This window comes from Umezawaea beigongshangensis (genome assembly GCF_016464305.1).
Taxonomy (GTDB): domain Bacteria; phylum Actinomycetota; class Actinomycetes; order Mycobacteriales; family Pseudonocardiaceae; genus Umezawaea_A; species Umezawaea_A beigongshangensis.
This window is the reverse complement of record NZ_JAEIOJ010000009.1, coordinates 87,590-113,154: the sequence shown is the minus strand read 5'-3', so window position 1 is coordinate 113,154 and position 25,565 is coordinate 87,590. Positions and strand designations below refer to the sequence as shown.

At 71.8% G+C, this 25,565-nt stretch carries 25 protein-coding genes and 1 pseudogene; 16 read left to right on the top strand and 10 right to left on the bottom strand.

Features of this window, described 5'->3' with window-relative positions; all coding sequences use genetic code 11:
• The first annotated feature begins 309 nt into the window (after positions 1–309).
• Positions 310–1,578: a hypothetical protein gene (locus tag IMZ35_RS21920; protein ID WP_199443033.1), complete on the top strand. Its 1,269-nt coding sequence runs from the start codon at positions 310–312 to the stop codon at positions 1,576–1,578.
• Positions 1,579–2,551: 973 nt separating this feature from the next.
• On the top strand, positions 2,552–3,259 hold the full coding sequence (locus IMZ35_RS21915) for a B3/B4 domain-containing protein (protein ID WP_199443032.1): 708 nt from the start codon (positions 2,552–2,554) through the stop codon (positions 3,257–3,259).
• 463 nt (positions 3,260–3,722) lie between these two features.
• Here the strand turns inward: IMZ35_RS21915 and IMZ35_RS21910 are convergent, their stop codons facing one another.
• Positions 3,723–4,724, bottom strand: a complete 1,002-nt coding sequence (locus tag IMZ35_RS21910; protein ID WP_199443031.1) for an aldo/keto reductase — start codon at positions 4,722–4,724, stop codon at positions 3,723–3,725.
• 94 nt (positions 4,725–4,818) lie between these two features.
• Here IMZ35_RS21910 and IMZ35_RS21905 point away from each other — a divergent pair, with 94 nt between their 5' ends.
• From IMZ35_RS21905 to IMZ35_RS21885, 5 genes and pseudogenes are all read left to right on the top strand, one after another.
• Positions 4,819–5,700, top strand: coding sequence for an AraC family transcriptional regulator (locus tag IMZ35_RS21905; protein ID WP_199443030.1), 882 nt, complete (start codon positions 4,819–4,821; stop codon positions 5,698–5,700).
• Positions 5,701–5,895: 195 nt separating this feature from the next.
• A pseudogene (locus IMZ35_RS32290) lies at positions 5,896–6,066 on the top strand (transposase); the annotation flags it as partial.
• 143 nt (positions 6,067–6,209) lie between these two features.
• Entirely contained in the window at positions 6,210–7,073 is an 864-nt protein-coding gene (locus tag IMZ35_RS21895) for a helix-turn-helix transcriptional regulator (RefSeq protein ID WP_199443028.1), read from the top strand.
• Positions 7,074–7,187: 114 nt separating this feature from the next.
• A complete protein-coding gene (locus IMZ35_RS21890) occupies positions 7,188–7,940 on the top strand; it encodes an SDR family oxidoreductase (protein WP_199443027.1) in 753 nt (250 codons plus the stop codon).
• A 336-nt stretch (positions 7,941–8,276) separates the two neighbouring features.
• Positions 8,277–8,561 (top strand): hypothetical protein, encoded by a 285-nt coding sequence (locus tag IMZ35_RS21885; protein ID WP_199443026.1) that lies wholly within the window; start codon positions 8,277–8,279, stop codon positions 8,559–8,561.
• Here the strand turns inward: IMZ35_RS21885 and IMZ35_RS21880 are convergent.
• Complete coding sequence (locus IMZ35_RS21880; RefSeq protein WP_199443025.1) at positions 8,536–8,703, bottom strand: hypothetical protein; 168 nt, start codon at positions 8,701–8,703, stop codon at positions 8,536–8,538. The two genes, IMZ35_RS21885 and IMZ35_RS21880, sit on opposite strands and share 26 nt — an antisense overlap.
• Before the next feature lie 281 nt (positions 8,704–8,984).
• Between IMZ35_RS21880 and IMZ35_RS21875 the strand changes: the two genes are divergently transcribed.
• From IMZ35_RS21875 to IMZ35_RS21865, 3 genes are all read left to right on the top strand, one after another.
• The gene (locus tag IMZ35_RS21875; protein ID WP_199443024.1) at positions 8,985–11,684 is read left to right on the top strand and encodes a hypothetical protein; all 2,700 of its coding nucleotides are present in this window, start codon (positions 8,985–8,987) and stop codon (positions 11,682–11,684) included.
• A 6-nt stretch (positions 11,685–11,690) separates the two neighbouring features.
• Positions 11,691–13,295 (top strand): hypothetical protein, encoded by a 1,605-nt coding sequence (locus IMZ35_RS21870; RefSeq protein ID WP_199443023.1) that lies wholly within the window; start codon positions 11,691–11,693, stop codon positions 13,293–13,295.
• Between the two features lie 617 nt (positions 13,296–13,912).
• The gene (locus IMZ35_RS21865) at positions 13,913–15,034 is read left to right on the top strand and encodes a Gfo/Idh/MocA family protein (RefSeq protein ID WP_199443022.1); all 1,122 of its coding nucleotides are present in this window, start codon (positions 13,913–13,915) and stop codon (positions 15,032–15,034) included.
• A 411-nt stretch (positions 15,035–15,445) separates the two neighbouring features.
• On the opposite strand, the gene IMZ35_RS30900 is transcribed toward IMZ35_RS21865, so the two are convergent.
• The 6 genes from IMZ35_RS30900 to rpmB form a co-directional block, all read right to left on the bottom strand.
• On the bottom strand, positions 15,446–15,865 hold the full coding sequence (locus tag IMZ35_RS30900; protein WP_229373026.1) for a Rossmann-fold NAD(P)-binding domain-containing protein: 420 nt from the start codon (positions 15,863–15,865) through the stop codon (positions 15,446–15,448).
• Positions 15,866–16,405: 540 nt separating this feature from the next.
• Positions 16,406–17,566, bottom strand: a complete 1,161-nt coding sequence (locus tag IMZ35_RS21855) for a GTP-binding protein (RefSeq protein ID WP_199443021.1) — start codon at positions 17,564–17,566, stop codon at positions 16,406–16,408.
• A gap of 76 nt (positions 17,567–17,642) precedes the next feature.
• Entirely contained in the window at positions 17,643–17,876 is a 234-nt protein-coding gene (gene rpsR, locus IMZ35_RS21850; protein ID WP_199443020.1) for a 30S ribosomal protein S18, read from the bottom strand.
• 8 nt (positions 17,877–17,884) lie between these two features.
• A complete protein-coding gene (rpsN, locus tag IMZ35_RS21845) occupies positions 17,885–18,181 on the bottom strand; it encodes a 30S ribosomal protein S14 (protein WP_199443019.1) in 297 nt (98 codons plus the stop codon).
• Entirely contained in the window at positions 18,181–18,348 is a 168-nt protein-coding gene (rpmG, locus tag IMZ35_RS21840) for a 50S ribosomal protein L33 (RefSeq protein ID WP_199443018.1), read from the bottom strand. The genes rpsN and rpmG overlap by 1 nt, the downstream gene beginning before the upstream one ends.
• Positions 18,348–18,599 carry a 50S ribosomal protein L28 gene (gene rpmB, locus IMZ35_RS21835; protein WP_199443017.1) on the bottom strand — a complete coding sequence of 84 codons (252 nt, stop codon included), beginning with the start codon at positions 18,597–18,599 and terminating at the stop codon, positions 18,348–18,350. Before rpmB ends, rpmG begins: the two co-directional genes overlap by 1 nt.
• A gap of 37 nt (positions 18,600–18,636) precedes the next feature.
• On the opposite strand from rpmB, the gene mrf reads away from it, so the two are divergent.
• The 4 genes from mrf (at position 18,637) to IMZ35_RS21815 (ending at position 20,867) form a co-directional block, all read left to right on the top strand.
• A complete protein-coding gene (gene mrf, locus IMZ35_RS21830; RefSeq protein WP_199443016.1) occupies positions 18,637–19,734 on the top strand; it encodes a ribosome hibernation factor-recruiting GTPase MRF in 1,098 nt (365 codons plus the stop codon).
• Entirely contained in the window at positions 19,731–19,982 is a 252-nt protein-coding gene (locus IMZ35_RS21825; RefSeq protein ID WP_199443015.1) for a type B 50S ribosomal protein L31, read from the top strand. Before mrf ends, IMZ35_RS21825 begins: the two co-directional genes overlap by 4 nt.
• 1 nt (position 19,983) lies before the next feature.
• Positions 19,984–20,145, top strand: a complete 162-nt coding sequence (gene rpmF, locus IMZ35_RS21820; protein ID WP_199443014.1) for a 50S ribosomal protein L32 — start codon at positions 19,984–19,986, stop codon at positions 20,143–20,145.
• Positions 20,146–20,426: 281 nt separating this feature from the next.
• Positions 20,427–20,867, top strand: coding sequence for an Hsp20/alpha crystallin family protein (locus IMZ35_RS21815; protein ID WP_199443013.1), 441 nt, complete (start codon positions 20,427–20,429; stop codon positions 20,865–20,867).
• A gap of 498 nt (positions 20,868–21,365) precedes the next feature.
• On the opposite strand, the gene lipP1 is transcribed toward IMZ35_RS21815, so the two are convergent.
• Positions 21,366–22,310 (bottom strand): LipP1 family hormone-sensitive lipase, encoded by a 945-nt coding sequence (gene lipP1, locus IMZ35_RS21810; protein ID WP_199443012.1) that lies wholly within the window; start codon positions 22,308–22,310, stop codon positions 21,366–21,368.
• A gap of 103 nt (positions 22,311–22,413) precedes the next feature.
• Here lipP1 and IMZ35_RS21805 point away from each other — a divergent pair, with 103 nt between their 5' ends.
• Positions 22,414–23,049, top strand: coding sequence for a TetR/AcrR family transcriptional regulator (locus IMZ35_RS21805; protein WP_199443011.1), 636 nt, complete (start codon positions 22,414–22,416; stop codon positions 23,047–23,049).
• Positions 23,050–23,270: 221 nt separating this feature from the next.
• On the opposite strand, the gene IMZ35_RS21800 is transcribed toward IMZ35_RS21805, so the two are convergent.
• Positions 23,271–23,969, bottom strand: a complete 699-nt coding sequence (locus tag IMZ35_RS21800; RefSeq protein WP_199443010.1) for an SDR family NAD(P)-dependent oxidoreductase — start codon at positions 23,967–23,969, stop codon at positions 23,271–23,273.
• A 116-nt stretch (positions 23,970–24,085) separates the two neighbouring features.
• Between IMZ35_RS21800 and IMZ35_RS21795 the strand changes: the two genes are divergently transcribed.
• Entirely contained in the window at positions 24,086–24,970 is an 885-nt protein-coding gene (locus IMZ35_RS21795) for a helix-turn-helix domain-containing protein (protein ID WP_199443009.1), read from the top strand.
• The last annotated feature ends 595 nt before the right edge of the window (positions 24,971–25,565 follow it).

The window sequence follows — 25,565 nt, the reverse complement described above, 5'->3', positions numbered from 1 at the left end:
TTTGTTCGCCTCACCCCCGCGGCCCACCGGTGATACCCGGAGTGGAGAATTCCGGCAAAAGGGTGCGTGAAATCCGGTGCGATGCGGCAAACGGGTGCACGCGCGTTTCAGGTGGGGTGTTCGGCTCTTCTCGCGCTGTGCTGACGCGGCGGCGAAGGGCGAGCGCGAGATGTGTGCGCGGAAGTGCGTCGGGATGCTGTCACTCGTTCGGGCGGTGTTCTGCACCGTAGGGTGATATGCCGCCTACCGTGCTCAGCAGGCGCCACGAGACGCTGCAGCGAGAATCGGGGGAAACAGGTGCGAAGAATTGTGATGCCGGTCGGCGCGCAGGCCACGACCGGCCGGACGAAGAAGTCACGACTGGCGGGAATCGCCATCGCCGTGGCGGTGGTGGGCAGTTCGCTGGGAGCGGGAAGCGCTCCGGCGGCCGGTGGGACGACCTCCGCCCCGACGTCCGTTCCGGGGATCGCAGAACGAGCACAGGACCCGGGAGCCGTGCAGGGCCTGAAGTGGAAGACGGAGTGGTTGGGCGGTGAAACCGATCACCTGGGGATCACGTTCGACACCCGAGGGATTTCCTACGCCACGGCCGCCTACTCGCTGCAGAACAACGGATTCCGCACGGTGACACTGCGGATGCTCGCCGACCCGGATCTGGCTGAGATCAACAGAACGCGGGCCCAGCGCGACGAGGAGGTGATGGCGCTGCTCGGAGAACTGAACCGACAGGGGGTGAACGTCTACCTCTACCAGCGCGTGTGGCTTCAGAACGACGGGAAGCTCACGGTGAACGCGGACAAGTTCGTCGACGACATGAGCGGGATCGTCAACCGGGCCAAGAACGAGGGAATCACCTCGTTGCAGGGCGTCATGCCGGTCGAGACGAACCTGGAGAACACCGCGCAGGTCCGGGAACGCGCTCTGCACATCGCACGGGGCATCAACGCCAAGACCGGGAACTGGCTCAAGACGCACACCCTGATGATGCCCGGCGCGGCGATGGGGGGATACTTCAGGAACATCCACCAGGGCGGCCGGGCGTGGCTGAAGAAGATGCAGAGCCAGACGTCGCACTTCGCCTTCATCTACAAGCACATGAAGAGCCAGGAGGAGAACCGGCTCGCGAGGTACAACCCCCGGTGGCGCCACTACGTCGGCCTCGAATCGACCCGCACCGCACCGGAGCAGATCCGCTTCCTGCGGCAGGACATGGGGTTGTCCGACCTCGAACGCCACTCCCGCGACCACAAGGCCGAGTTTCCGAAGCACACCCAGGTCGTGTTCTGGGGAGATGCCGCAGACGGCATTTCCTACCTCAGCGATCTCGACCACCCGCACAACTACACCACCGTGCGGGCACTGCACACGCTGCTGGTCACGACGAACAACTGGCGCGGCCACTTCTTCAACTTCCCCTTTACGACCGCGGGCGCCACAGAACACGACGCCTGGAAGTACATGATCACCGTCGACGAGCACACCGGCGAACGGGCGAAGAACGCCGGCCCCAATCGTTCCGGAACCCACAGGGTCTGGGACGAGTGGCACAACTGGGCCGACCCCGCCTTCGACTACTGAGAGCACCCGCACCCGCACCCGCTCCACCGCCATCCGCGGTCTCCGCGAGCTGTCTCGACCTGCTCGCGGAGACCGCGCTCTCTCCGGCCGAACGCAGCGCGGCCGAGGCACCGGTGCACCCGCTTCCCGGTGCTCCAGCAGCACTTCGTCGTGATGAGACCTTCTGTCAGAATGCCCGGGGCGTCGGTGGTGGATGAGGCGCGGGCGAGCGGGAGGAAGGCTTCGTGGATGTCGGCGCGGTGTTCCCAGCGGGCGCGCAGGCGCCGGAACCGGTGCGGCCGGGAGTTGCTGCGTTCCACCACCCGGCGCGCGACGCGCGAGCCTGAGCCGTGCGGTGTGCCGGGTCGGGTGACGAACGGCCCGATCCTCCGCTGCCGCAGCGCTTCGCGGTGCGGGTCGCTGTCGCAGACGCGGTCGGCGAACAGGGTGCCCGGTCGGTGGCGTGGTCGTCCGCGTGTGCCGCGCACCGATGCGACGGCGTCGCCGCCGGTGAGGACCACTGCCAGCGGGACGCCCGCGCCGCCGGTGACCAGGTGGTGCTCGCCGCCCGCCCGGCCGCGGTCGACCGGGCTCGGCCCGGTCCGCGGCCCCCGGGATCGCGAAACCGGCGCGACGACACCGGCAGCACGTTGTGCTGGGAGCTCTGTCAACGGACTTCCACGCCCTGCGTCAGCACCTCCTGCTCGCTCCTCCCGGGGACGGCCGCATCGGTTAGGCTGCGAACCCGGGCACGGCGCAGGCCCGACTCCGAGCCGGTCCGGCTCCACGCGGCCACCACCGGCGCCGAGGACAGGACGTCTCCGACTCGGCGTTCCCGCTTCCGCGCGCCTCGGCGTCGTTGACCTCGCGGGATGCGTGGATCTCGCTGGAGGAGTCGCCAGGCCCACGACGGTGGAGGCGAGCACACCGCAGCGCTGCACGTGACCGCACCGCCCCAGTCCGCTCGACATCCGAAACGGAACCCCTCTACGCGATGACCACCTTCCTCCTCAGCCCCGCCGTCGCCGACGCCTTTCCCGACACCCTCATCGCCGTCGTCACCGTCACCGGCCTGCGCGGCCACGAAACCTGGCCCGCCACCACCGCCGCCCTGGAGGACCTGGAACGGCAGCTCGCCACCGGCGTCTGGACTCCCGCCGACGAGAACGACCCGCGCATCGAGGCGTGGCACACGGCCTACCGCTCCTTCGGCACCAACCCCCGCCGTGTCCGCCCCAGCGTCGACGCGCTCGGCCGCCGCATGGCGAAGAAGGGCACCCTGCCTCGGATCAACCCGGCCGTCGACTCCTACAACGTCGTCTCCGTCCGCCACGGCCTGCCCGCAGGCGCCTTCGACCTCGACCACGTCACCGGCGACGTCGAGATCCGCCACGCCGAGGGCACCGAGACCTTCATCCCGCTCGGCGAACCCGACACGGTGGAGCACCCCAAGGCCGGAGAGATCATCTACGCGGACACCGCCGACGTCCTCACCCGCCACTGGAACCACCGCGACGCCCACCGCACCCGCGTCACCGAGGACTCCACCCGCGTCACGTTCATCCTCGAAACCCTGCACGCCAGCCGCGACGGCCAACTCCTCACCACCGCCGCCGGTGAACTGCAGGACCTGCTCGCCGGACACTCCGCCCAGAGCACCGTCCACCACCTCAGTCCCGCGCACCCGAAGGCCACCATCTGACAGCGTGCCTCCGGGCATCTCGTCCGAGCCCGGTGCGCACGCTGCCCAGTGCCCCGTCCCGGCCACCGGCGCTCACCCCTGGCCACCGTCGTCCCCGCCGTGCGGGGACACCGACCTGAGCACCGGCACGAGTGCACCCGGTCGCTGCTGGCTCGGGTCGACGTCCCGGACACACGAACGCCGAACCACCAGCGCCCCCGCACTCCCCTCGGCAGTCGGCCGAGGGGAGTGCGGGGGCGGAGGTGGGTGGCTCCGTCGCGGGTTGTCTCCGGACTGCTCGCAGAACCGCGAGATCGCCCCGGAGGTTCCAGACCGGGTTCCCCGCAGGACGATCTGCGGCGGTGCCGCGACGGCCACCGCGGCGTTCGTGCTGGCGGCCGTGCTGTGCGGCTCACCGCCGACGTCACCGCCCGTCGGGGCGGCGTTGCGAGGCGGTCATCACCTCGGCCGACCGATCACCACCTCACCAGGTCGGCATGATCGCCTCGGGGTAGCGGGAACCGGCCGCACCCGTGGGCAGGACCTCCTGCACCCGCGCCAGGTCCTCCGTCGTCAGCACCACGTGCGCCGCCGCCACGTTCTCCGCCACGCGGTCCGGGCTGCGCGTGCCCGGGATCGGTACGACGTCCTCGCCCCGGGCCAGCAGCCACGCCAGCGCGAGTTGTGTCACCGTCGCGTCCTTCTCCCGCGCCAGCGCGGTCAGCGCCTCGACCGCGGCGATGTTGCGCTCGTAGTTGCCCGGCTGCCACCGGTCGTCCCAGCTGCGCATGTCGTCCGCCGGGTACTGCGCCGCCGGTTTCACCGCCGAGGTCAGGAACCCGCGGCCCAGCGGCGAGTACGGCACGAACCCGATGCCCAGCTCGCGCACCACCGGCAGCACCTCGACCTCGACCGCGCGCTCGAACACCGAGTACTCGGTCTGCAGCACCGACACCGGGTGCACGGCGTGCGCGCGCCGCAGCACGTCCGGGCCCGCCTCGCTGAGCCCGAAGAAGCGGACCTTGCCCTCGGCGACCAGCTCGCCGACCGTGCCCGCCACGTCCTCGATCGGCACGTCCGGGTCCACCCGGTGCTGGTAGAGGACGTCGACGTGGTCGGTGCCCAGGTGGCGGAGGCTGTTCTCGGTGACCTCGCGGATGTGCTCGGGCCTGCTGTCGAGTGCCGCGCCCACGTTCGCCGGGTCGGTCAGGTCGAAGCCGAACTTCGTGGCGAGCACGACCTCGTCGCGGAATCCGGCCACCGCCCGACCCAGCAGCCGCTCGTTGCTGCCGGTGCCCATGCCGTACAACTCGGCGGTGTCGAACAGGGTGACGCCCAGCTCGTGGGCGCGGCGGATGGTGGCGATGCCGCCCGCCTCGTCGCCCGCGCCGTAGGCCATCGTCATGCCCATCGTGCCGAGGCCGATCGCGCCGACCTCCAAGCCCTGCGTGCCGAGCACGCGCGTGGGCAGGTTCTGCTGTGTCATGTCCTCGACGTTAGGACCCGCCCGGCCTGTCGGCATGGGCGGTGAACCGCATAGGATTGCCCGATCCTCTCAACCCCCCCGTTCGGAGTGGCCCGTGCTCGACCAGCTCGCGGCAGCCGTGAGCCGTCACCGCAACGGCCTGTGGTCCGGCGCCACCGCCGTGCCCCGGCTCGGGGTGGTCGCCCTCGACGAGGTGATCAACCCCCTCGACGTGCGCTACGAGCCGATGGTGTGCTTCATCGCCGAGGGAGCCAAGCGCACCATCACGGGGGAGCACAGCCGGTTGGCGCGTCGCGGCGAGATGTTCCTCAACTCGCTGCACCTGCCGGTGACCGCCGTGTTCGAGGAGGTGCCCTACCGCTCGGTCGTGCTGCACCTGGACGGACCCGTTCTGGCCGGCCTGCTGCTCGAACTCGACGGTGAGGACCCGGCCGCCGCGGTCGCGGGCACGGTCTCCGCCACGATGGGCCCGGAACTGCTCGACGCCGTCACCCGCTGGGTGCGGCTGCTCGACACCCCCGGTGACATCCGGCCGCTGGCCGCCCGCGTGGAGGTCGAGATCCTCTACCGCCTGCTCGGCAGCCCGCTCGGTCCGACCCTGCGCCAGTTCGCGGCCACCGGCTCGGCCTTGACCAGGGTGCGCGCCGCGGCCGACTGGATCACAGCGCACTTCAGCGAGCCCATCACCGTGCAGCAGGTCGCGGCCGTCGCGCACATGAGCCCGGCCACCCTGCACCGGCACTTCAAGGTCACCACCGGCATGAGTCCGCTGCGGTTCCAGAAGCACCTGCGACTGCAGGAAGCGCGGCGCCTGCTGGTGGCGGGCGACACCACGGCCGCGCACACCGCCGAGGCCGTCGGCTACGTCAGCGCCACCCAGTTCACCCGCGAGTACCGCCGCGCCTACGGCCTGCCGCCGATGCGCGACGCCGCCCGCCTGCGCAACGAGCTCGTCGACAGCCGCTCCCGGCGGTGAGGCGCTCGACGACCGGTCTCAGATCGCGCGTTCCCCGGTGCCTCGTTCGGGGACCCGGTCCGCTGCGGCTTGCTCCGCGTCGATCCGCAGCCGGTGCCGTCCACAGCCTCGCGCCTCGCTGTCCGCACGTTCGGCGCCGTGTTCCGGTGGAGGAGCACGACAGGGCGCGTGTGCCGGAACGCTGGCCCGGCCGCGGCGGTGCGGGCGCGGCTGGCCCGCCGGGCGGTCGAGCTCGTCGACCCGGTCGCGCGGGTGTTCGACGACACCGGGTCCCCGGAGGACGGCACCGGCTCGCCGGGCGTGACCCGGCGGTACTGCGGCACCTGGGGCGAGGTCGCGAACTGCCAGATCGGGGTGAGCGTCCACGAGGACGTGTCTGAGCCCACTCGTCGCCGACGGGGCCACCTGTGCGTGCTGCGTCGCACGGGTGGTGGTGGGTGGGTCTGGCGGTCCCCGGTTGAACGTGACCTGGCCGCTGGTGTCGGGCTGGCCGACACTGGTGTCACCGCGTGAACGGACGGGAGGCGGTGATGGAGGAGCGCAACGCGCTGGGTGAGTTCCTGCGCTCGCGGCGTGAGCGGCTGCGTCCCCAGGACGTGGGCCTGAGCTCCGGCGGTCGGCGTCGCACTCCCGGTCTGCGACGTGAAGAGGTCGCGCTGCTGGCCACCCTGTCCTCGGACTACTACTCCCGCTTGGAGCAGGGACGGGTGAGGACCCCGTCGGAGGCGGCTCTGGCGAGTCTGGCCAGGGCGATGCGCCTGAGCGGTGAGGAACAGCTGCACCTGTTCCGCCTCGCCGGTCAGCGTCCGCCCGAGCCGCACTCCCCGCTGGCCCACGTCGATCCGGCGATGCAGTACCTGCTCGACGTGCTGGACGGTACTCCGGCGCAGGTCTGCGACGACCTGCTCACGGTCGTGGCGCAGAACCGGGCCGCCGAGGTGCTGTTCGGTGCGTGGACCGGGCTGCCCGGCTACGAGTCGAACGTGACCTGGCGCTGGTTCGCCGACCCGGCCTCGCGTGAGCGCAACGACCCGGACGAGCACGACCGCATCGGCCGCGCCTACACCGCCGATCTGTGCGCCGGCCTGGCCAAGCGCGCGACCCGCGACGTCGTCGCCCACGGACTGGTGGCAGACCTGCTGACCCGCAGCGGCGAGTTCGCGCGCCTGTGGGAGGAACACGACGTCGCGGCGCTGTCCTCGGCACCCAAACGCATCCTGCACCCCCTGGTCGGTGATCTGGACCTGCAGTGCGATGTGGTGCTCAGCCCGGCGACCGGGCACCGCCTGGTCCTGTTCCGCCCACGTGCGGGCTCCGACGCCGCAGCGAAGTTCGACTTCCTGGCCGTGCTGGGACAGCAGTCCTTCGACTGACCTCGCCCCACCCGCGCTCACCCCTCCACCCCCGCTGGTCCGACCGGACTCGCGGTCCACAGGCACGCGCTCGTGCCCTCACCCCGTCGACCTGACAACGCCGAGAAGGAAACCGTGAACATCACCAGCAGCACCGTCTTCGTCCCCGGTGCCACCTCCGGCATCGGCCTGGGCCTGGCCCTGCGCCTGCGGGCCGCCGGCAGCACCGTCGTCGTGGGCGGACGCCGCACCGGACTGCTGCGGCAGATCGCCACCGAGCACCCCGGCATCGGCACCGTCGAGATCGACGTCACCGACCCGACCTCCATCGCCGCCGCGCGGGCCGACCTCGCCCAGCGCTACCCGGCACTGGACGCCCTCATCACCACGGCCGGGATCATGGAACCGGAGGACCTGCGCGACCCGGCATCCCTCGACGTCGCCGAGCGCACCATCGCGGTCAACCTGCTCGGGACGATCCGCCTGGTCAACGCCTTCCTGCCCGGTCTGCTCGCCCGGCCCGCGGCGACGATCATGACGGTCAGCTCCGGCCTGGCCTACGTGCCGCTGGCCGCCACACCGACCTGCAACGCGACCAAGGCCGCGATCCACTCCTTCACCGAGTCGCTGCGGGTACAGCTGACCAAGAGCGACGTGCAGGTGATCGAACTGGTCCCACCGGCCACCCGGACCACGCTGATGAACCAGCAGAACAGCGACGTCGCCATGCCGCTGGAGGAGTTCCTCACCGAGGTCGTGGAACTGCTGCGGACCCGGCCCGACGCCGAGCAGGTCCTCGTCGAGCGGGTGAAGTGGCAGCGCAACGCCGAGGCCGAGGGCCGCTACCAGGACGTCCTGAACGTCCTGAGCGCCCGCTACCGCGCCTGACCCACCGGCCCGCGGACGGCAGGGCACCGGTGCCCGATCGTCGTGCTCGTGCGCGCCTGGTCCCGTCTCCGGCCGGGGGACGTGACTTCTGCGGGCCAGGTGGTCGTGGCACGGTGCGACGGGACAGCAGAGGGGATCGTGGACCGTCCCGCCGCGCGGAACGCGGCAGGTGACCGCAACCGCCGCCGCTGCACCCGCGAGACCCTGCACGCCACGACCGCGACCGGCGACACCGCGACCGCCGACACCGCCCGCGCACTGACCGCGCGTCCCCGGTGCCGCCGCCCGGGGGACGCCCTGTGCGGAAGCTGTGTGCCCCCGGGGGGCACGTTCAGCGTGCTCGAGTCGTCTTCGGCACGGAGCGCGGCGCAGGCCGGGTACGACCACGTCCACGTCGTGAACCGGGTCAACTCCAACACCGGCGCCGGCGTCCAGATCACCGCAGGGGCGTCCCCCCGCACGCCGGCCATCGACAACGAGGGCAAGAAGCTGCCCGACCTGGCGACACTGCGCTACGTGCTGCCCGGCGGGCAGGCCGGCGCCACGCTGGACAACTCCATCAGCTCCATCGTCGGGGTGGCGACCAGCGGGTGTCTCAGACGTGGCGCGGCTGGATCTTGACGGCGGCGACGTGGACGGTGGCCTGGTGGTGGACGGCGAGCTCGCCGTCCACTTCCTCGGCCCGGTGACCGGTCGGGTGCGACGAGCCGTCGGTGCGCTCCCGGGTGTCCGCCGCGGACACCACGACCGGGGTCTTGCGCACGAATCCGCCCCCCTTCGGACGTGGTTCGAGCGTGCCGGAGCGGAACCCGCTCCGGGTGCTCGTCCCGCTCCCCAGGCGACCCGGGACCCGGTGATCCTGGACGCGCCGGTCCTGGCGCTGATCAGCCGGCCAGGCCGCGGGTGGCGGCTGCGGTTGGTCCGTTCGGATGAACGGGACGCTGCGGGTGCAACGGCGGCCTCGGCTTCCTCGAAGTACCTCACAAGCGGCTCGGCGTGCCGCGCGTCGTCGGCCGCTGACGTCACGGCGACAGGAGGAGACCCGTGCTGACAGCAACGTTCTCCGGCAGGACGGCCGTGCCCGCTCCTGGAGCCGGCCCTGGACAGAACATCTGGTCCTACCGGATCGAGTCCGGTGGTCCGGGGGCCGGTGGTGACCTTCCCCCCGGGCAGCGGATCGCGCTCGGGCTGCCGCGTGACGTGCAGGTCCGCGCCGCGGAGTCCTACCCCGGTGTCCCTGCGCTGGAAGGCGTCTTCGTCCAGCGGGACCCCGCGTCCAGCCGGCAGTACGTGGGCCGGCAGATCTCCTCGCCGGGACCTCTCACCATCTCCTTCGTGGCTCCGGCGGGCGAGACGACCTACGAGGTGCTGCTCGCCAGGGGACCGTCGAGCCAGAACCTGGCAGCGGTGCCCTTCCTCGGCGGCCCCGGAAGCACCCCGCAGCCCGTGCAGGTCCTGCCCGGACCGGTGGCGGGGCCAGCCGTGTTCACCGGCCGGCCACCGGTCGACTTCACCGGCACGGTTCCCCACGCCAGCGAACTGTTCGGCGTGTACCAGCCGCTGGCGGGCTGGTTCGGCCGACTGACCTCGCTGCGCGTCGCCGGGGCGACCAGCGACGACCGGCTGGCGCGACTGGACGCCGCGGCGTTCGCGGGGGAGGCGGCGCGGACGCTGGACACCGAGGCGCTGACCGCGCTGGCCGCCAGGGCCGCCGCCGTGCGGGGCGTGCTCTCGCCGGTGGGACTGGTGAACCTGTTCAGGGAGTACTTCTTCGAGTTCGACACCTTCCTCGGGGGACCCGTCGGCCACCTCTGGATCAGTCCGGGAGGGACGGTGGAGCTGGTGGAGACCAGCACACGGCGCATGCTGGTCGAGCGGACCGCCGAACAGTCGGAGGAGAGCTCCCGCCGGGTCGAGGAGAGCCTGACCGAGCAGGACGACCTCACCGACGCGGTGAAGGAGGACAACGCCAACGACACGACCCTCGGCGTCAGCGCCACCGGCGGGGTCAACGCCGGCATCTACCACGCCGACGCCACGGCGAGCTTCGGCCTGCGCAGCACGGTGCGGAAGTCCTCCGAGCACACGCACAAGCACACCAGGGCGCAGAGCATCAAGGTCGCCAGCGAGATCAAGCGGAACTTCACGACGACGTTCAAGACGGTCACCGACACGACGGACACCTCCAGCCGCCGCTACGTCGTGCAGAACACCGGCGACGAGCTGGTCAACTACGAGCTGCGGCGCAAGATGCGCAAGGTCGGCGTGCAGGTCCAGCACGTCGGCACCAGGCTGAGCTGGCAGGTCTACCTCGACGCGCCGGGACGCGACCTCGGGCTGGGACACCTGGTCCACGTGATTCCCGAGCCGGACGTGTCCTCCATCAAGAAGCCCGAAGCACCGCCGCCCCTGGTGCCCGTGGACACCACGTTCGTCGCTCCCTTCCCCCTGCGGAAGTACCCGCAGACCGCGAACGACCCGCACATCAACATGAACTTCGGGATCCACGCCCCCGGCTCCGACCGCATCCTCGACTACGGCAACGAGTTCCACCTGGTCGCGACCGCCGACTTCGGCGCGAGCGCGCCCTCGCCGGGCTACACCCTGGCCCGAGCGGTCCTCGTCTCGGCCAAGTCGGGAGGCGCCGACAGGGCGTTCGTGCCCGAACTCCCCGTGAAGATCAACGACGCCAGGACCGGTTTCACGGTGATCGCCGACTTCCTCAACACCGGTGACCTGTCCCCGATCCTGCTCACCTTCACCCTGACCTGGGACCCGCCGAAGGTGGACGCGGCACACGAGCAGCACCGGCTGGACATGATCGAGTACGAGGCCCGCGTGGCCGAGCTGCAGCGCGCCGCCTACGCCGAGGCGGTCCGCGACCGTCTGAAGCTGATCAGCGCGATGCGACCCCGCCCCTCGCGGGACCTGCGCAGCGAGGAGCGCCAGAGCGTCTACGGCAGTCTCGTCGACCGGCTCCGGCTCTTCGACGATCCGCACCTGGACTCGGAACTGGTGCGGCAGATCTTCGACGTGGACGAGATGCTCTACTTCGTCGCGCCCGACTACTGGAGGCCGGGCACGGTCGTCACGCACCCCACCGAGGGCAGCGTCGGCAAGTACCCGGTGCCCCCGCCCCCGTCCAGGACACCCGATCCGCCCGTCCTGCACGGGCAGACGGTGGGCAGCTGGTACTCCCACACCACACCGACCAACGCCCTGGACCCGGAGGGGCACGCCACTCCCGAGTGGCGGGTGAACTACCTCCTCACCGAGGACACCCGGCCCGCTCCGCTGGGCAGCTCGCTGGGCTGGCTGATCCAGGCCGACGGGGACGAGCGCCGCAACGAGTTCCTCAACGCCGCGTGGGCCAAGGCCGTCCTGCCGGTGCGGCCCGGTCGCGAGCTCGACGCCATCCAGTGGCTCACCGACGCGAACGTGGAGGGCGAGGCGGCGCTCGGCGTTCCCTACCAGTTCGTGGAGGGGGACCCCGAGGAGTACCGGAACAAGACCGTCGGTCAGGTCCTGTCCCTGCTCTCCGCGCAGCTGAGCGCTTCCAACACCGACATCGCCAACACGGTCGTCACCGAGGAGGTCTTCGAGACGGGCTTCGACCCGCTCGACGGCGGCTTCCGCCCCGCGGAGCCCTACGAGGTCTTCGACCAGTGGTTCGAGGTGCTGCCCACCGATCAGGTGGTCGCGGTGCCGGTGCGCTACGACCCCACGACCGGCCAGCAGTTGTGACCCCCGATGGCCACCACCTGCACGGTCACCGTCGTGGACGTCAACAACCGGGCGCTGCCGGGCGCCGGCGTGAGCCTCGGCGGCGCGCGGGGCAGCACCGACCTGGCGTCCGGGACCTGGAGCACCGTCGTCGCGGACCCGGCCCAGCCCCTGACGCTGACGGTCGACCACTCGCACCACGTCCGGGAGACGTGCGTGTTCAGCGGCGACCTCCGCACCTCGGCCTGGAACAACTCCCTGGTCGGCCGGTCGGTCACCGGACCAGACGTGCTGCTGACGGTGGTGCTGGGCCGGATGGACACCTCGCCCACGACGATCCGCACGGCCGGCGAGCTCACCGCCCTCATGGCCACGAAGGCCCGCGATCCGGGCGGAGTGCTGCTGTTCGAGCCCCCGCGGTTCCGCGGCGTCCTGGCCTACCTCCCGCACTGGAACGACCAGCACCAGGTGCAGGTGCCGCTCCCGGAACTGCTCCCGGCGACACCCGTGGCTCCGGGGACGAGGGGGTGGAAGCGGTTGCAGGCCGAGGAGATGACCGCGGACCTCGCCGCCTACGGGCGGTTCTACTGGCTGGAGCACGCGGCCCGTCCCGGCGAGCCGCGCTTCGCCGTGGCGGTCTGGTCGCCGAACCTGCCCCACGACACGCCCCCGTCCGCCCTGGACTACGTCGTGTTCTACAGCCCGACCACCGCGATCCCGGACTACACCGCGGCGACGTACCCCCACGGACTGGTCAACGCCGCCGCGCCGCTGCAGAAGTACCTGGAGCTGGCGAGGAAGTACCTGCTCGACGAGTACTTCTTCGCCTACCAGATGGTCGCGCAGCGCAACCGCGCCGTGCTGGTCGTGCCCGTCGGCAACGCGGGTGAGCTGGGCCCGTTCGCCAGTGGCGAGGGCCTGCTGCGCGCGCTCCGCGAGATCGGGTTGTTCCTGCACCGCCAGTGCCGCACCAGCAGGCTCGGCCTGCGGCCGCCGACCGGCTCGCCGAGGGAACTGGCCGGACCGAACGTGCGCACGACCGTCACGCCCGTCGCGGCGACGCACTTCGGTCCCGTCCCGGCGGTGGGGAAGGTGGCCGTCGCCGGGTTCAGCACCGGACTGGGCTTCGTCAAGAGGCTCATGCCCGACGGGGGATGGCCCGTCTCGCTGGGGTCGGTGCTGTGGGGCGTGCCCGGTGGTCCCGGCCAGGACCCGAGACGGGACTGGCGCCGGTCCTGGCGGGAGCTGTGGGACCTCGACGGCTTCCACCCCGGCACCGGCGGCTGGCCCGCCTACCTGGACCTGGTGCACCGGTGGAGGCGGGAGGACGAGAGCAGGGTCCTCCGCAGCTACCACACCTCCAGCCGGGTGCCGCCCGACCCGCTGCACGACGCGCACCCGGTGTGGGCCCACCTGCGAGGCCGGAAGCTCGACGTGCAACGCACGCTGCCGCCGGTCGCCGGCATCGGCCGGGCCCAGCAGCTGCAGAACGACCGCTGGACCAGCGTGATCATGGACGACAGCTACCTCGGCGGCTCGTCGGACCACCTTCCGCCGTTCATCGGAGCCCACGAGACCACGCCGCGCGTCGGCTTCCCGCACGCGCTCCGCCTCACCGTGCTCGGCCGGTGAGGCCGCCCCGGGCCTGCCGGCGGCCGCCCGGTGTGCGCTCGCGCCACCGAACCGGCCCGGCGCCGTGCGCGAACGCAACGGGCTGTGGCCCGCTGTCGAACCGCGCTGGAACCGGCGAGACCCCCCTGGCCCGGTCCGCTGCGGGCTGGTCCACGACCAGAGCGGCCGACGGTGTTGTTCTCGTCGAACCAGATGTGCCCACCGCACGGGTGGGTGACCTCCTCGGCCTCGGGCCCGAGACGCACCACGCCGTCGACAGCGATTTCTCACAACGGTCTCCCACAACGGTCGCGGCGCGGTCGTGCGGTGAGGCTGCTGGTCGGCAGGTGGGGTGGAGGGTCGCCCAGCAGGGAGAAGTCGCCCTCGCGCAGGAGCACGGGCTCGTGTCCGCGGAGGACCGGCCAGCGCTCACCGCGCACGACGCCCCCCGATGTTCGCCCGCGGTTCCGCGGCGGCGTGCAGGCCGGGGTCGACCACGGTACGGGGCCGCAGCAGGCCGATGGCGCCGGCGATCGGACCGCCGGGCCCGAGCGGGCGAACCGACGGTGGACGAGGCGTGGGAGACCGAGGACCGCACGTTGTGGATCTTTTCGACGCGGGGCCGCATCATCGACGTCATGACCACGCTCACCGATCGTCCGCCGTCCGATCCCCGCAGGCCGATCGGGGTCGGCATCGTGGGTCTGAGCGCTGCGGGAGCCTGGGCGGCCGGGGGCCACCTGCCCGCCTTGGCGGCGGTCGAGGGGATCGAGCTCCGGGCGCTGGCGGCGAGTTCGGAGGCCTCGGCACGTGCGGCCGAAGCGGCGTACGGCGTTCCCGGGTACACCTCGGTCGAGCAGCTCGCCGGTGACGACGAGGTGGACCTCGTCGTCGTCGCCGTCAAAGTTCCCCGGCACCGCGAACTCGTGCTGCCGGTGCTGAGAGCGGGAGTGCCGGTGCTCACCGAATGGCCGCTCGCCGTCGACCTGCGCGAAGCCGAGGAGATGCAGCGCGCCGCGGGGCGGACCCGCACCTTCGTCGGCCTTCAGGGCCGCTCGTCGCCCGTCTTCCGCTGGTTGAGGGACCTCGTGTCCCGGGGGTACGTGGGCGAAGTGCTCTCGGTCACCGTCGTGGCGTCCTCGACCGAGTGGGGAACGCCGGTGTCGCAGCGCGCGGTCTACACCCTCGATCGCGAGCTCGGGGCCACGATGCTGACGATCGCGTTCGGACACGCCGTCGACCTGGTGTCGATGGTCGTCGGCGAGCTCCAGGACGTGGTCGCCACGACCGCGACCCGGCGCCGCCAGGTTCCTCTCGGCGACACCGGGCGCGTCGTTCCGATGACCGCCGAGGACCAGATCGCGATCTCCGGCACGCTGGCGGGCGGAGCGGTTCTGTCCGCACACCACCGCGGCGGCGCGGCGTCGGGTGCGGGCTTCTCGCTGGTCGTCGACGGCACGGAGGGGATGCTCGACGTCACCGCCGCGGAGTTCCCGCACATCGGTCCGGTCACGGTGCGCGGTGCGCGCAGTGGCGGCCAGCTCGCCGAACTGGCGTTGCCCAGCGGCTACGACGACTACCCCGACCTGGCCGGAACGGTGATCCACACGCTGACCCACTCCTACGCCGCGATCCGGGACGACCTCGTCCACGGCACGACCGTCGCCCCGGACTTCGCCCACGCCGTCAGACGTCACCGGCTCCTCGACGCGATCGTGCGGTCCGCTGCCACGGGACGCCGGACGACCACCGGCTTGTAGCAGTGGCCGAGGTCGGTCCGACGAGCGGATCTCGTTGCGGAGCCGGTGGTTCGCACGATCTGGACGACGTGCTTTCCGCGGACGGGTGGACGAGCGCTCGAAGCTCCTGCGGTGTGATCTCAGCGAGTTCCGGCCGGACGTCGACGCGCAGGTCGACACCGAGAACCACCACCACGAGCTGAAGACCTGTGCTGCCGACCAGAAGACTCTCGCGCGGCCCGGCGGAACGGGGCCGGCACCTGCGACCGACGATGCCGACGGGTCGGCCGACCCGTCCGTCGCCGTGAGCTGGATCCACCGTGACGACGCGGCACCCGTCGTTCAGAGGGGGTCGACGAACTGGCGACTCCGAGCGACTTCCAGGCGACCGCACCCGTTCCGTCTCGTTCGTCGGCCCCGGCGATTCCCCCGTCAGGCGAGGGCGGACACCTGGTCGCAGGCGTGCCACAGTTCTCGTTCGCGGTCGGGGTCGTAGGACTCGGCGGAGGACGGTTCGGCCTCGTCGAGGCTGATGCAGGCGCCGTTCTCCGCCGGCTGGTCGCGCAGCACGAGTCGCGCGAGGTGCTGCCCGGCGGTCCTGGCGCTGACCGACAGCGGGGTGAGGGTCATCAGGCGCATGATGCGTTTCACGGCGAAGCGCTGGACGGCGCTGGCGTCACGGGCCAGGCCGGTGCCGGGGACGAAGCCGGGGTTCCAGGAGAAGATGTCGACTCCGGCCGGTGGACGCCGGGCCAATTCGTGGACCAGGTGGATGACCGCGAGCTTGCTGGTGGAATGGGCGGCGCGGCCCGCGGTGAGGGTGTCGGTGCTCGCCGTGGTGGCGGGGGTCATCAGATCGCGGGGTGAGCGCCACCGCGGTGCCGGGACCATCCCCGTGTTGTGCCGGAAGTCGCCGAAGTGCGTGATCGATCACCCGCTGGTCGGGGAGCTGGTCCTCGACTGCGATGTCCTCACCGTTCCGGGAGCCGACCTGCGCCTGGTCACCTGCACCACGACGGCAGGGGGCAACGGACGCCGGCAAGCTCGACCTGCTGAGAGTCACCGGTGGCCGCAGCATCGCCGCGAGGGGACTGTGACGAGTGGTGTGCCGTGTCCGGTGGCGCGGGAGCGGTTGCGGAGAGGATGTCCCCGAACACCCGCGACCGTCCGCTGCCGCCGGGCGTGGCCGGGCACGACGGCTCCACCGTCGTCGCGGCTCTCAACGGCCCGCGGCTGCTGCGTCCCGCTGCGTCCTGCTGCCAGGCGTCGGGCAGGCGCGCGGGACCTGACCGCGCCACCGGGCTCCACGGCCGATCGTGGCGTTCGTCGAAGTGCCGAGCCCGAGGACGCCACCGCGGCCGTCCTCGCAGCGGAGGTGGCCGACGACCCGGTTCACCGCTGCGGCGGGTGGTGAGGAAGTGCGAAGGCGTGTCCGTGGTCGTGCGCCTCCAGGTCGTCCCACGGCGGCAGCGGGTCGTCCAGGCACCGCCACGCAGCCGGACCGGCCTCCAGTTCGGCGTCGGTGAGCAGTGCCGGGTCGAGGCGGCGACGAGGCTCGTCGTGGTCCAGACCGATACCGATGAACACCAGCTCCTGACTGGCGCTGTGCCCGTCGAGGAGCTCACCCGGCTCGATCGTCATGTTCGGCCCGGCCTGCGACCAGACGGCCAGGGTGTGCGGGCGACTGGCGATGTGGCAGAAGCCCTTGCTGCGCACCACCCCCTCCCAGCCCTCCAGCGCCGCTGCCAGGCGAGCGGGATGGAAGGGGCGGTCGGCGCGGTAGGTGACCGAGCGGATGCCGTACTCCTCGGTCTCGGGGGTGTGCGAACCGGACAGTTCCTCGGCCCATCCCGGTGAGGAGGCCGCGGTGACCGGGTCGTAGCGCCCGGTGTCGAGGACCTCGGCCAGGTCCACCACGCCGCGGCGCGCGCGGATCAGCCGGGCGCTCGGGTTGAGCTCGCGCAGCAGACCCTCGGTGGTGGCGAGCTGTTCGGGCGTGGCGAGGTCGATCTTGTTCAGCACCAGCACGTCGGCGAACTCGACCTGGTCCACCAGCAGATCGGAGATCCCGCGCTCGTCGCCCTCGGCCGCGGCGAGGTCGCGCTCGTCGAGCCGGTCACCGCGCTCCACCTCGGCGAGAAACCCGGAGGCGTCGACCACGGTCACCGTGGTGTCCAGGCGGGCGTGGTCGGACAGGCTCGTGCCGTCCTCGAAGGTCCACTCGAACGTGGCCGCCACCGGCATGGGCTCGGAGATGCCGGTGGATTCGACGAGGATCGTGTCGAAGCGCCCCTCGCGGGCCAGCGCGCCGACGCTGTCCAGCAGGTCCTCGCGCAGTGTGCAGCAGATGCAGCCGTTGGTCAGCTCGACCAAGCGCTCACCGCCGCGACCGGCCACGAGCGAGGCGTCGATGTTGACCTCGCTCATGTCGTTGACCACCACCGCCACGCGGCGTCCCTCGCGGTTGGCCAGGACGTGGTTGAGGAGGGTGGTCTTGCCCGCGCCGAGGAAGCCGGACAGCACCGTGACGGGAACGCGTGTATCGGAAGTCATGTCAACCCGGTGATCGTCGTGCAGGGACGGTGCGCGTCGGTGCGCCCCGCCGTGACGGCGGGGCGCACCGGCTCGCTCAGCGTCCCTTGCTGGGGTAGGGGAGCAGGGCCATCTCGCGGGCGTTCTTGATCGCGGTGGCGACCTGGCGCTGCTGCTGCGGCGTCAGACCGGTCACCCGGCGGGAGCGGATCTTGCCGCGGTCGGAGACGAACTTGCGCAGCAGCGTCACGTCCTTCCAGTCCACGGTGGTCACCCCCTCCTTGTGCAGGGCGTTCACGCGGCGCTTGACGGGGCGTTCGGGGCGGGGCACGGCTCCTCCTACCAGCTGGACTTGGTCACACCGGGCAGTTCGCCCCGGTGGGCCATCTCGCGCAGACGGATGCGGGAGAGTCCGAAGGCGCGGAAGAAGGCGCGGGGGCGACCGTCGACGGCGTCGCGGTTGCGCAGCCGGGTGGGACTGGCGTCGCGGGGCAGCTTCTGCAGCGCGGCCAGCGCCTCGTCGCGCCGGTCGGAGTCGGTGCGGACGATCTCCTTCAGCTCCGCGCGCCGCTCGGCGAAGCGGGCGACGACCTCGCGTCGCTGCCGGTCCTTGGCGATCTTGGACTTCTTGGCCATCAGCGCTCCTCCTTGAAGTCGACGTGCCTGCGCACGACCGGGTCGTACTTGCGCAGGACCATCCGGTCCGGGTCGTTGCGGCGGTTCTTGCGGGTGACGTAGGTGTAGCCGGTGCCCGCGGTGGAGCGGAGCTTGATGATCGGCCGCACGTCGGTGCCCCTGGCCATCAGACCTTCACCCCCTGCTTGCGCAGCCCGGCGACCACGGACTCGATGCCGCGGCGGTCCACGGTCTTGATGCCCTTGGCGGACACCGTGAGCACGACGAACTGGTTCTCCGAGGGCAACCAGTACCGGCGGCGCTGGGTGTTGGGCAGCCAGCGCCGGGACGTGCGCCGGTTGCTGTGCGAGACCTGCTTGCCGAAACCGGGCTTGCGCCCGGTGACCTGGCAGTGCCGTGACGACACGTCTGCCTCCATTTCCGAAATGACAATCGTTTCCGATAGGCTAGCCCACATGCGAACAGAGGTCGTACTGGTGGCCGGTCCGGCCGACCACGACGTGGCGGAGGAGCTCTGGCGCGCCTGCCCCGGATCGGTGCTGGTGCGCCACGACCTGCGCGACCTCGCCGGTGGCGTGGTGCGTCGGTGGGTCGACGGTGAGCTGACCGTGCTGGAACTCGCGCACGGCTGCGTCTCCTGCACCCTGCGGCTGGACCTGCTGCCCCTGCTCGAACGCCTCGGTGGCCGGGTCGTGGTCCACCTGGACCCCGCGCTGGAGCCCGACGCGGTCTGCTTCGCGCTGCGCGAGGTCGACGTCCGGGTGGAGGCCGTGATCACGGTGGTGGACCGGGATACCTGGCTGACCGACGCCACCGGCGAGGAGTCGCTGGCCGACCGCGGCCTGGCCGCCGCCGAGGGCGACGACCGGACCGTGGCGCAGGTCGTCGTCGGACAGGCCGAGTTCGCCGACGCCCTGGTGCTGACCGGTGTCGCAACCGACCCGGTGCTCGACGCCGTGCTGGACCGGCTCAACCCGCGCGCGCCGCGCCGCGACCGGCACGCGCTGGACGTCCCCGCCCTGCTGGCCGCCGTCCCCGGCGACGCGCGCAGGGGAAGGGTCGACGACGGCTTCGGCGCCCTGCTGCACGGGCAACCGCCGCTGGAACCGGCCCACGGGGTGACGGTCGTCCACTTCGTCGAGCGGCGCCCGTTCCACCCGGTGCGGCTGCACGAGGCTCTCGACGTCCTGTTCGACGGCGTCGTGCGCACCCGCGGCCGGGTGTGGATCGCGAGTCGGCCGGACGCCGCGCTGTGGCTGGAGTCGGCCGGCGGTGGCCTGAGCGTGGGCGACCTCGGGCCGTGGCTCGCCGCCGTGGACGACTGGTCGGAGTTCCCGGCCGAACGCCGGGCGGTGGCCTCGGCGACCTGGCACCCCGAGCACGGCGACCGGTCGCAGGAACTGGTCGTCATCACCGCGGCACCCGGAGCGCCGGAGGAGATCGTCGCCGCGCTGCGCGCCGCACTGCTGACCGACGAGGAGTTGGCTCTGGCGGACGAGTTGCAGTTCGTCGACCCGTTCGCCGAGTGGCACGACGAGATGGAGGAGTTGTGAAGCAGGGCATCCACCCCGACTACCACCCGGTGGTCTTCCAGGACCAGTCGACGGGCACGGCGTTCCTGACGCGGTCCACGGCCACGTCCACCCGCACGGTCGAGTGGGAGGACGGCAACACCTATCCGCTGATCACGGTCGACGTGACCTCGGACTCCCACCCGTTCTGGACCGGCAACCAGCGCGTGATGGACACCGCCGGCCGTGTGGAGAAGTTCAACCGCCGCTACGGGAAGAGGCCCCGCTGAGATGGCCGTCCCCAAGCGCAAGACCTCGCGCAGCAACACCCGTCACCGCCGTTCGCAGTGGAAGGCCGCGGTGCCCGACCTGGTCCCGGTGACCGCCCTCGACGGTCGCCAGCTCGTGGTGCCGCGGCGGCTGGTCGCCGCCTACCGCCGCGGTCTGCTGTAGACCGTCGCGGGTGTGCGGTGGGGAGAGCCCGACGGAACTCTCCGCCGCACACCCGCGGACAGGGGTGGCGACTCCGGCAGGCCGGCCGTGGAACCGGAGCCGACCTGCCGGAGTCGGCCGCGAGGGCCTTCGCGTCGGTCTGGACGCCGCACCGGTGGTGCGTGCACCCGCTGCCGCTCGTACGTCATCTCCTTGATGACACTCCCACTTGTCGTCGTTCGGATGACGTGGTACACCTGTGGTGTGCGTTGATGCCCGAGCCGACACGACAGGGAGGGATCATGCTGATGCGCACCGACCCGTTGCGCGGTCTCGACCGGTTGACCCAGCAGGTCTTCGACGACCGCGCCGGAACCCGGTCGCGTCCCGCGGCGATGCCGCTGGACGCCTACCGCGCCGGAGACGAGTTCGTCGTCGCCTTCGACCTGCCCGGCGTCGACCCCGCCGCGATCGAGGTGAACGTCGAGCGCAACGTGCTCACCGTCAAGGCCGAGCGCCGACCCGTCACGACCGAGCAGCCGGTGGAGCTGCAGGTGTCCGAACGGCCCGCGGGTGTGTTCTCCCGGCAGCTGTTCCTCGGTGACGCCCTGGACTCCGACCGGATCAACGCCGACTACGACGCGGGTGTGCTGACGCTGCGGATCCCGGTCGCCGAGCGGGCCAAGCCCCGCAAGATCGAGGTCGGCGCCGGGCCGGGCACCCGCGAGGAGGTCGACGCCTGACCCGCGGACGTGATCGCCGAGCTGCCCTGCGCCGACCCGCTGTGGGTGCGCACGGAGTTCGAAGCGATCATCGCCGCCGACCTCGACGCCGCTGCCGGTCAGCCGACGGTTCCCCCGCACCGTCCGCCCGTCCCGCGCGAGATCGCCGCGACCGCCCCCGGTGCTGCCGACCGGGGCCGGTCCGCGACGCCGTCGGCGGGTACCGCGTGGGCCGCATCGGCGTCACGACCTCGACGCGCAACGAGGTGCGGGTTCTGATGCGCCGGTGGAGTTGCTGGAGGACTGCCGGTGGCGGTTGTTTCGGTGACCGCTGTTCTCGCGCACCCGCTGGGGGCCGATGACGGTCGAGCAGTGGTCGGACGTCGAGCGGCCCACCGTCGCGGTGGGGGAGCGGGGGATGCGGGCTGTCGCTGTCATCGGCAGGACGCGGGGCCGGCAGCAGGTCGTGTTCGAGGGAGGGGTCTGGGCCCGCGGCTGCGCGGTGCTGCTCGGGCCGGGTCAGCGGAAGGCTGTGGCCACGGTGTCGGCGAGCTGGTCCAGCACGTCTCGCGAGAGTTGCACGGAGCCGGTGAAGGAGAGGAGCCCGTGGACGGCGCCCTCGACCGGGAGGTGCTGGACCGGCACGCCGGCGTCGGCCAGCCTGCGGGCGTAGCGGTCCGCCTGGTCGCGCAGGGGGTCGTTCTCGGCGGTGGCGATGACGGCGGGCGGGAGTCCGGCCAGTGCGTCGGAGCGCGCCGGGGAGACCCGCGGGTCGGCGCCCTGGTCGGGAGAGCTGAGGTAGGCGCCCCAGAACCACTCGAGGTAGGAGCGGGACAGGACCGGTCCCGTCGCGTGCTCGTACATCGAGGGGCTGTCGTCGAACCGGTCGACGGCCGGGTAGGCGAGCACCTGGAGCGTGATGCGGGGTCCGCCGCGGCGCAGGGACTGCTGTGCCAGAGCCGCGGCCAGGTTGCCGCCGGCGCTCTCGCCGAACACGGCGATGCGCTCCGCGTCGCCGCCGAACCCGGCGGCGTTGTCCGCGACCCAGGTCAGCGCGGCGTAGGCGTCGTCGCTCGCGGCCGGGAAGGGGTGCTCGGGTGCCAGCCGGTAGTCGACGGAGACCACGATCGTGCCGGATCGGGCGGTCACGGTGCGCGCGATGTGGTCCTGGGTGTCCAGGTCGCCGAAGACCCATCCGCCACCGTGGAAGAACAGCGTCACGGGCAGCGGTGCGGCGTCCGGTTCGGTGGCGGGCCGGTAGACGCGGACGGGGATGCTGCGACCGTCGTCGACGGCGGTGATGGTGGTGTCCCGGACGTCGGCGACCGGTTCGGGATCACCGGCCAGGGCGGCGAAGGCGCGTCCGGCTGCGCGGTTCTCCGCCACCGTTCGGCTCTCGGGGGCCGGTCCGCCTCGCGCGGCCAACTGCTCGAGCAGGATCTCGATCTGGGGGTCGAGGGGCATGGTGCGCACCTGTCTGGGAGGGGTCGTCCTGGAGTGGAATGACTTCTCCAATCTCTGCGACGCATCGTTGGAATGTCAATTCCAACTTTGGTAGCGTGGCCGGGTGACCACACCGGTGAAGCCCGAACAGCAGCAGAAGCGCCGGCTCACCGCGCCGGGCCGCAAGACCCGTGAACGCATCGTCGAGGCCGCCGCGGAGCTGATGTTCCGCCACGGCGCGGGAGGAACGAGCATCCCGGACGTCCAAGCCGCCGCAGGGGTCAGCGCGTCGCAGATCTACCACTACTTCGGCGACAAGCAGGGCCTGGTCCTGGCGGTCGTCGACCACCAGACGGACGCCAAGATCGCTCAGCAACGTCCCCTGCTGGACAACCTGGACAGCATCGAGGCCCTGCGCGAGTGGTGCGACGGCGCGGGGGACCGGCTGGACGCCGCGGGATGCGAGGGCGGCTGCGAGATCGGCTCGCTCGCCAGCGAACTCGCCGACCGCGACCAGTCGGCGCGGACCGGCCTCGCCGCGGCCTTCGACCGCTGGGAAGCTCCCATCAGGTCGGGACTCGCGCGCATGCAGGCACGCGGCGAACTGAGCCCCAGCGCCGACACCGACGCCCTCGCCACCGCGCTGCTGGCCGCGGTCCAGGGCGGCATGCTGCTGTCCCAGGTCCGCCGGTCGAGCACCGCCTACCGGCAAGCCGTGTCATCGGTGATCGACCACGTCGAGAGCCACCTCGTCCGGTAGCGGCACGGGCCGTGCGGACCGGTCCTGCGGCTTCCTGGTTCCCGGAACCCGGCGCACCACACCAGTCGGTGAGCCGGAACCGGTCGCGCACGAGCCGGTCCGCGGAACCTTCCCCCCAGGGTGCGCGGATCTGAGACGCGGTGGTGCGGGGCGGTGCTCCTGCCGGTGGTGCAGCACGGGATGCACCGAGGACGGTGCGGACGGGAACACCGCCCGCACGTTCACCAGGCCACGGTGCCGTCGCGGTTGACGAAGGTTCCGGTGGGACCGTCGTCGCCGAGGGTGGCCAGGTGCACGATCGCGTCGCTGCCCTCGGTGACGGTCTGGGTGCCCTGCCGGTCGTTCAGGTCGGTCTCGGTGTAGCCGGGGTCGGCGGCGTTGACGAGGATTCCGGGCAGGGCTCGGGAGTACTTCAGAGTGAGCATCGTCAACGCGGTCTTGGAGATGGCGTAGACGGGCGGCACGACCTGCCAGTCGAACATGTCGTGTTCGAGGGTGGCCGCGAAGGAGCCCACCGTGGAGGACACGTTGACGATCCGGGGGTGCTGGGAGGACCGCAGCAGCGGGACGAAGGCGTTGGTGACGCGCAGCGCCCCCAGCAGGTTGGCGTCGAGCACCGCGGCGGCGTCCTGCGCGGTGGTCCGCTCCAGCGGCGCGACCACGCTGTTGACCGCGGCGTTGTTGATCAGGACGTCCAGGCGTCCGTGCTCGGCGCGCACCCGCGCGGCCGCGGCGTCGACGCTGGTCTGGTCGGTGACGTCCAGGTGCACCAGTCCGACGCCGAGCTCGGCCGCGGCGGCCCGGCCCCGCTCGGGATCGCGGGCGCCGATGAGCACCGTGTGCCCTGCTTGCTTCAGCCGCCGGGCGGTTTCGCGTCCGATGCCCTTGTTGCCGCCGGTGACGAGAGTGATCGTGTCCATGTCCGACACTCTGCGACCGGGGACGGGCGCGCGGAAGGCGGTGCGGTTCGGTAGGACTGCTGGTACCACCCGCGGCGCGGGAGCGCTCGACCCGCGAGGCGGGGCAGAATGGTGACGTGGCGGAGCGGATGACCAGGACGGTGGGAGCCCCGGGGCTGGGGACGCTGCTGCGCGGGTTCCGGAACCGCTGCGACGTGGAGTTCACGGGCGTGGTCGCCACCGCGCGGCGGACTCCGGGGCTGCGCCGTGAAGAGCTGGCGCTGCTGGCGGGGGTCTCCGTGGACTACCTCGTCCAGCTCGAACAGGGACGCGCCGCCCGCCCCTCCGCGCCCGTGGTGGCCGCGCTGTCCCGAGCGTTGCGCCTGGACGAGGACGACTCCGCCCTCCTGCACCGCGCCGCCGGGCTGGCTCCCGCGACCGGGTCGGTGACCCGGGTGGTGCCCGACGGTGTCGAGCGGATGGTCGCCCGCATGTGGCAGTGGCCGGTCGCGGTGTACTCCGCGGACTGGTGGCTGCTGCGGTGGAACCACGCCTGGACGGCACTGCTGGGCGATTCTGCGGCGCTGCGGGGGCGAGCGCGCAACGTCGTCTGGTACGAGATGACCCAGCGCAACCCGTGCGTGTGGGTCGACCCCGGCGAGGACGACACCTTCCGCGACGCGATCGTGGGTGACCTGCGGGTGGCGCTGCTGGAGCACCCCGACGACGCCGAGCTGACCGACCTCGTCAGCGCGCTGCACGCCAGCAGCCCCGAGTTCGTCGAACGGTGGACCGCCGCCCGACCGGCCCGCTACCGGGGCATGCGCAAGCACGTCGACCACCCCGACGTCGGCACGCTCGCCCTGGACGGCGACGTCCTCCAGGTTCCCGGCTGCGACGTGCGCCTGGTGGTCTACTCACCCGCGCCGGGTACGCAGGACGCCGAGCGTCTCGCGCGGCTGATCGACCACGGCGCGGGCGTCGAGTCCGGCGGGCCACGACCGCAGCAGCCGACGAGCTGATCGAGGTGGTCACCAACACCGCGTCGCCCACCGGTGCGGCTGCGCCCCGTCGCGGCAGCTTCCCGTGCCGGCACACGCCGACGGATCGTGGTTTCTGCGGTCAGGCTCTCCAGCGTCGTCGTGGCGGTGGGACGTAGACGGCCAGGGCGAGGGTCTTGCCGCTGATCTCGTTCCGCACCACGACCGCGGATGCGCTCCGCGCCGGTGACCTGCGCGCGCCGCAGGTCGTTCCCGGTCACCGGTCCTGCTCCTCGGGATCGGGTGGAGGTGGTGCTGGTGCGCGCTCGTCGACGCCGTCGTCCCACCGGCCGTCTCCGCCTCCTCGCTCGGCGGGGGACGTGTCGTGTGCTGGTCAGCGGCCGATGCGGTGCGGTGGCAATCAGCTCGGGGGGGGCAGGGGGAGCGCGGCACGGCGCCGTCGGGGCCGCAGCGCTCGCCGGGACGTGGCGGGCGGCGAGGTCCGTGTCGCAGGAGTCGCAGTCGTCGCGGACACGCCCGTCCCGTCGTGGGCGGGTGGTGCGTCATCCCTTGCCGTAGTGCTGTGCGGGGAAGGCACCTGCGGTTGTCGCGGTGCGGGTGAACTAAGGGCCGTTTT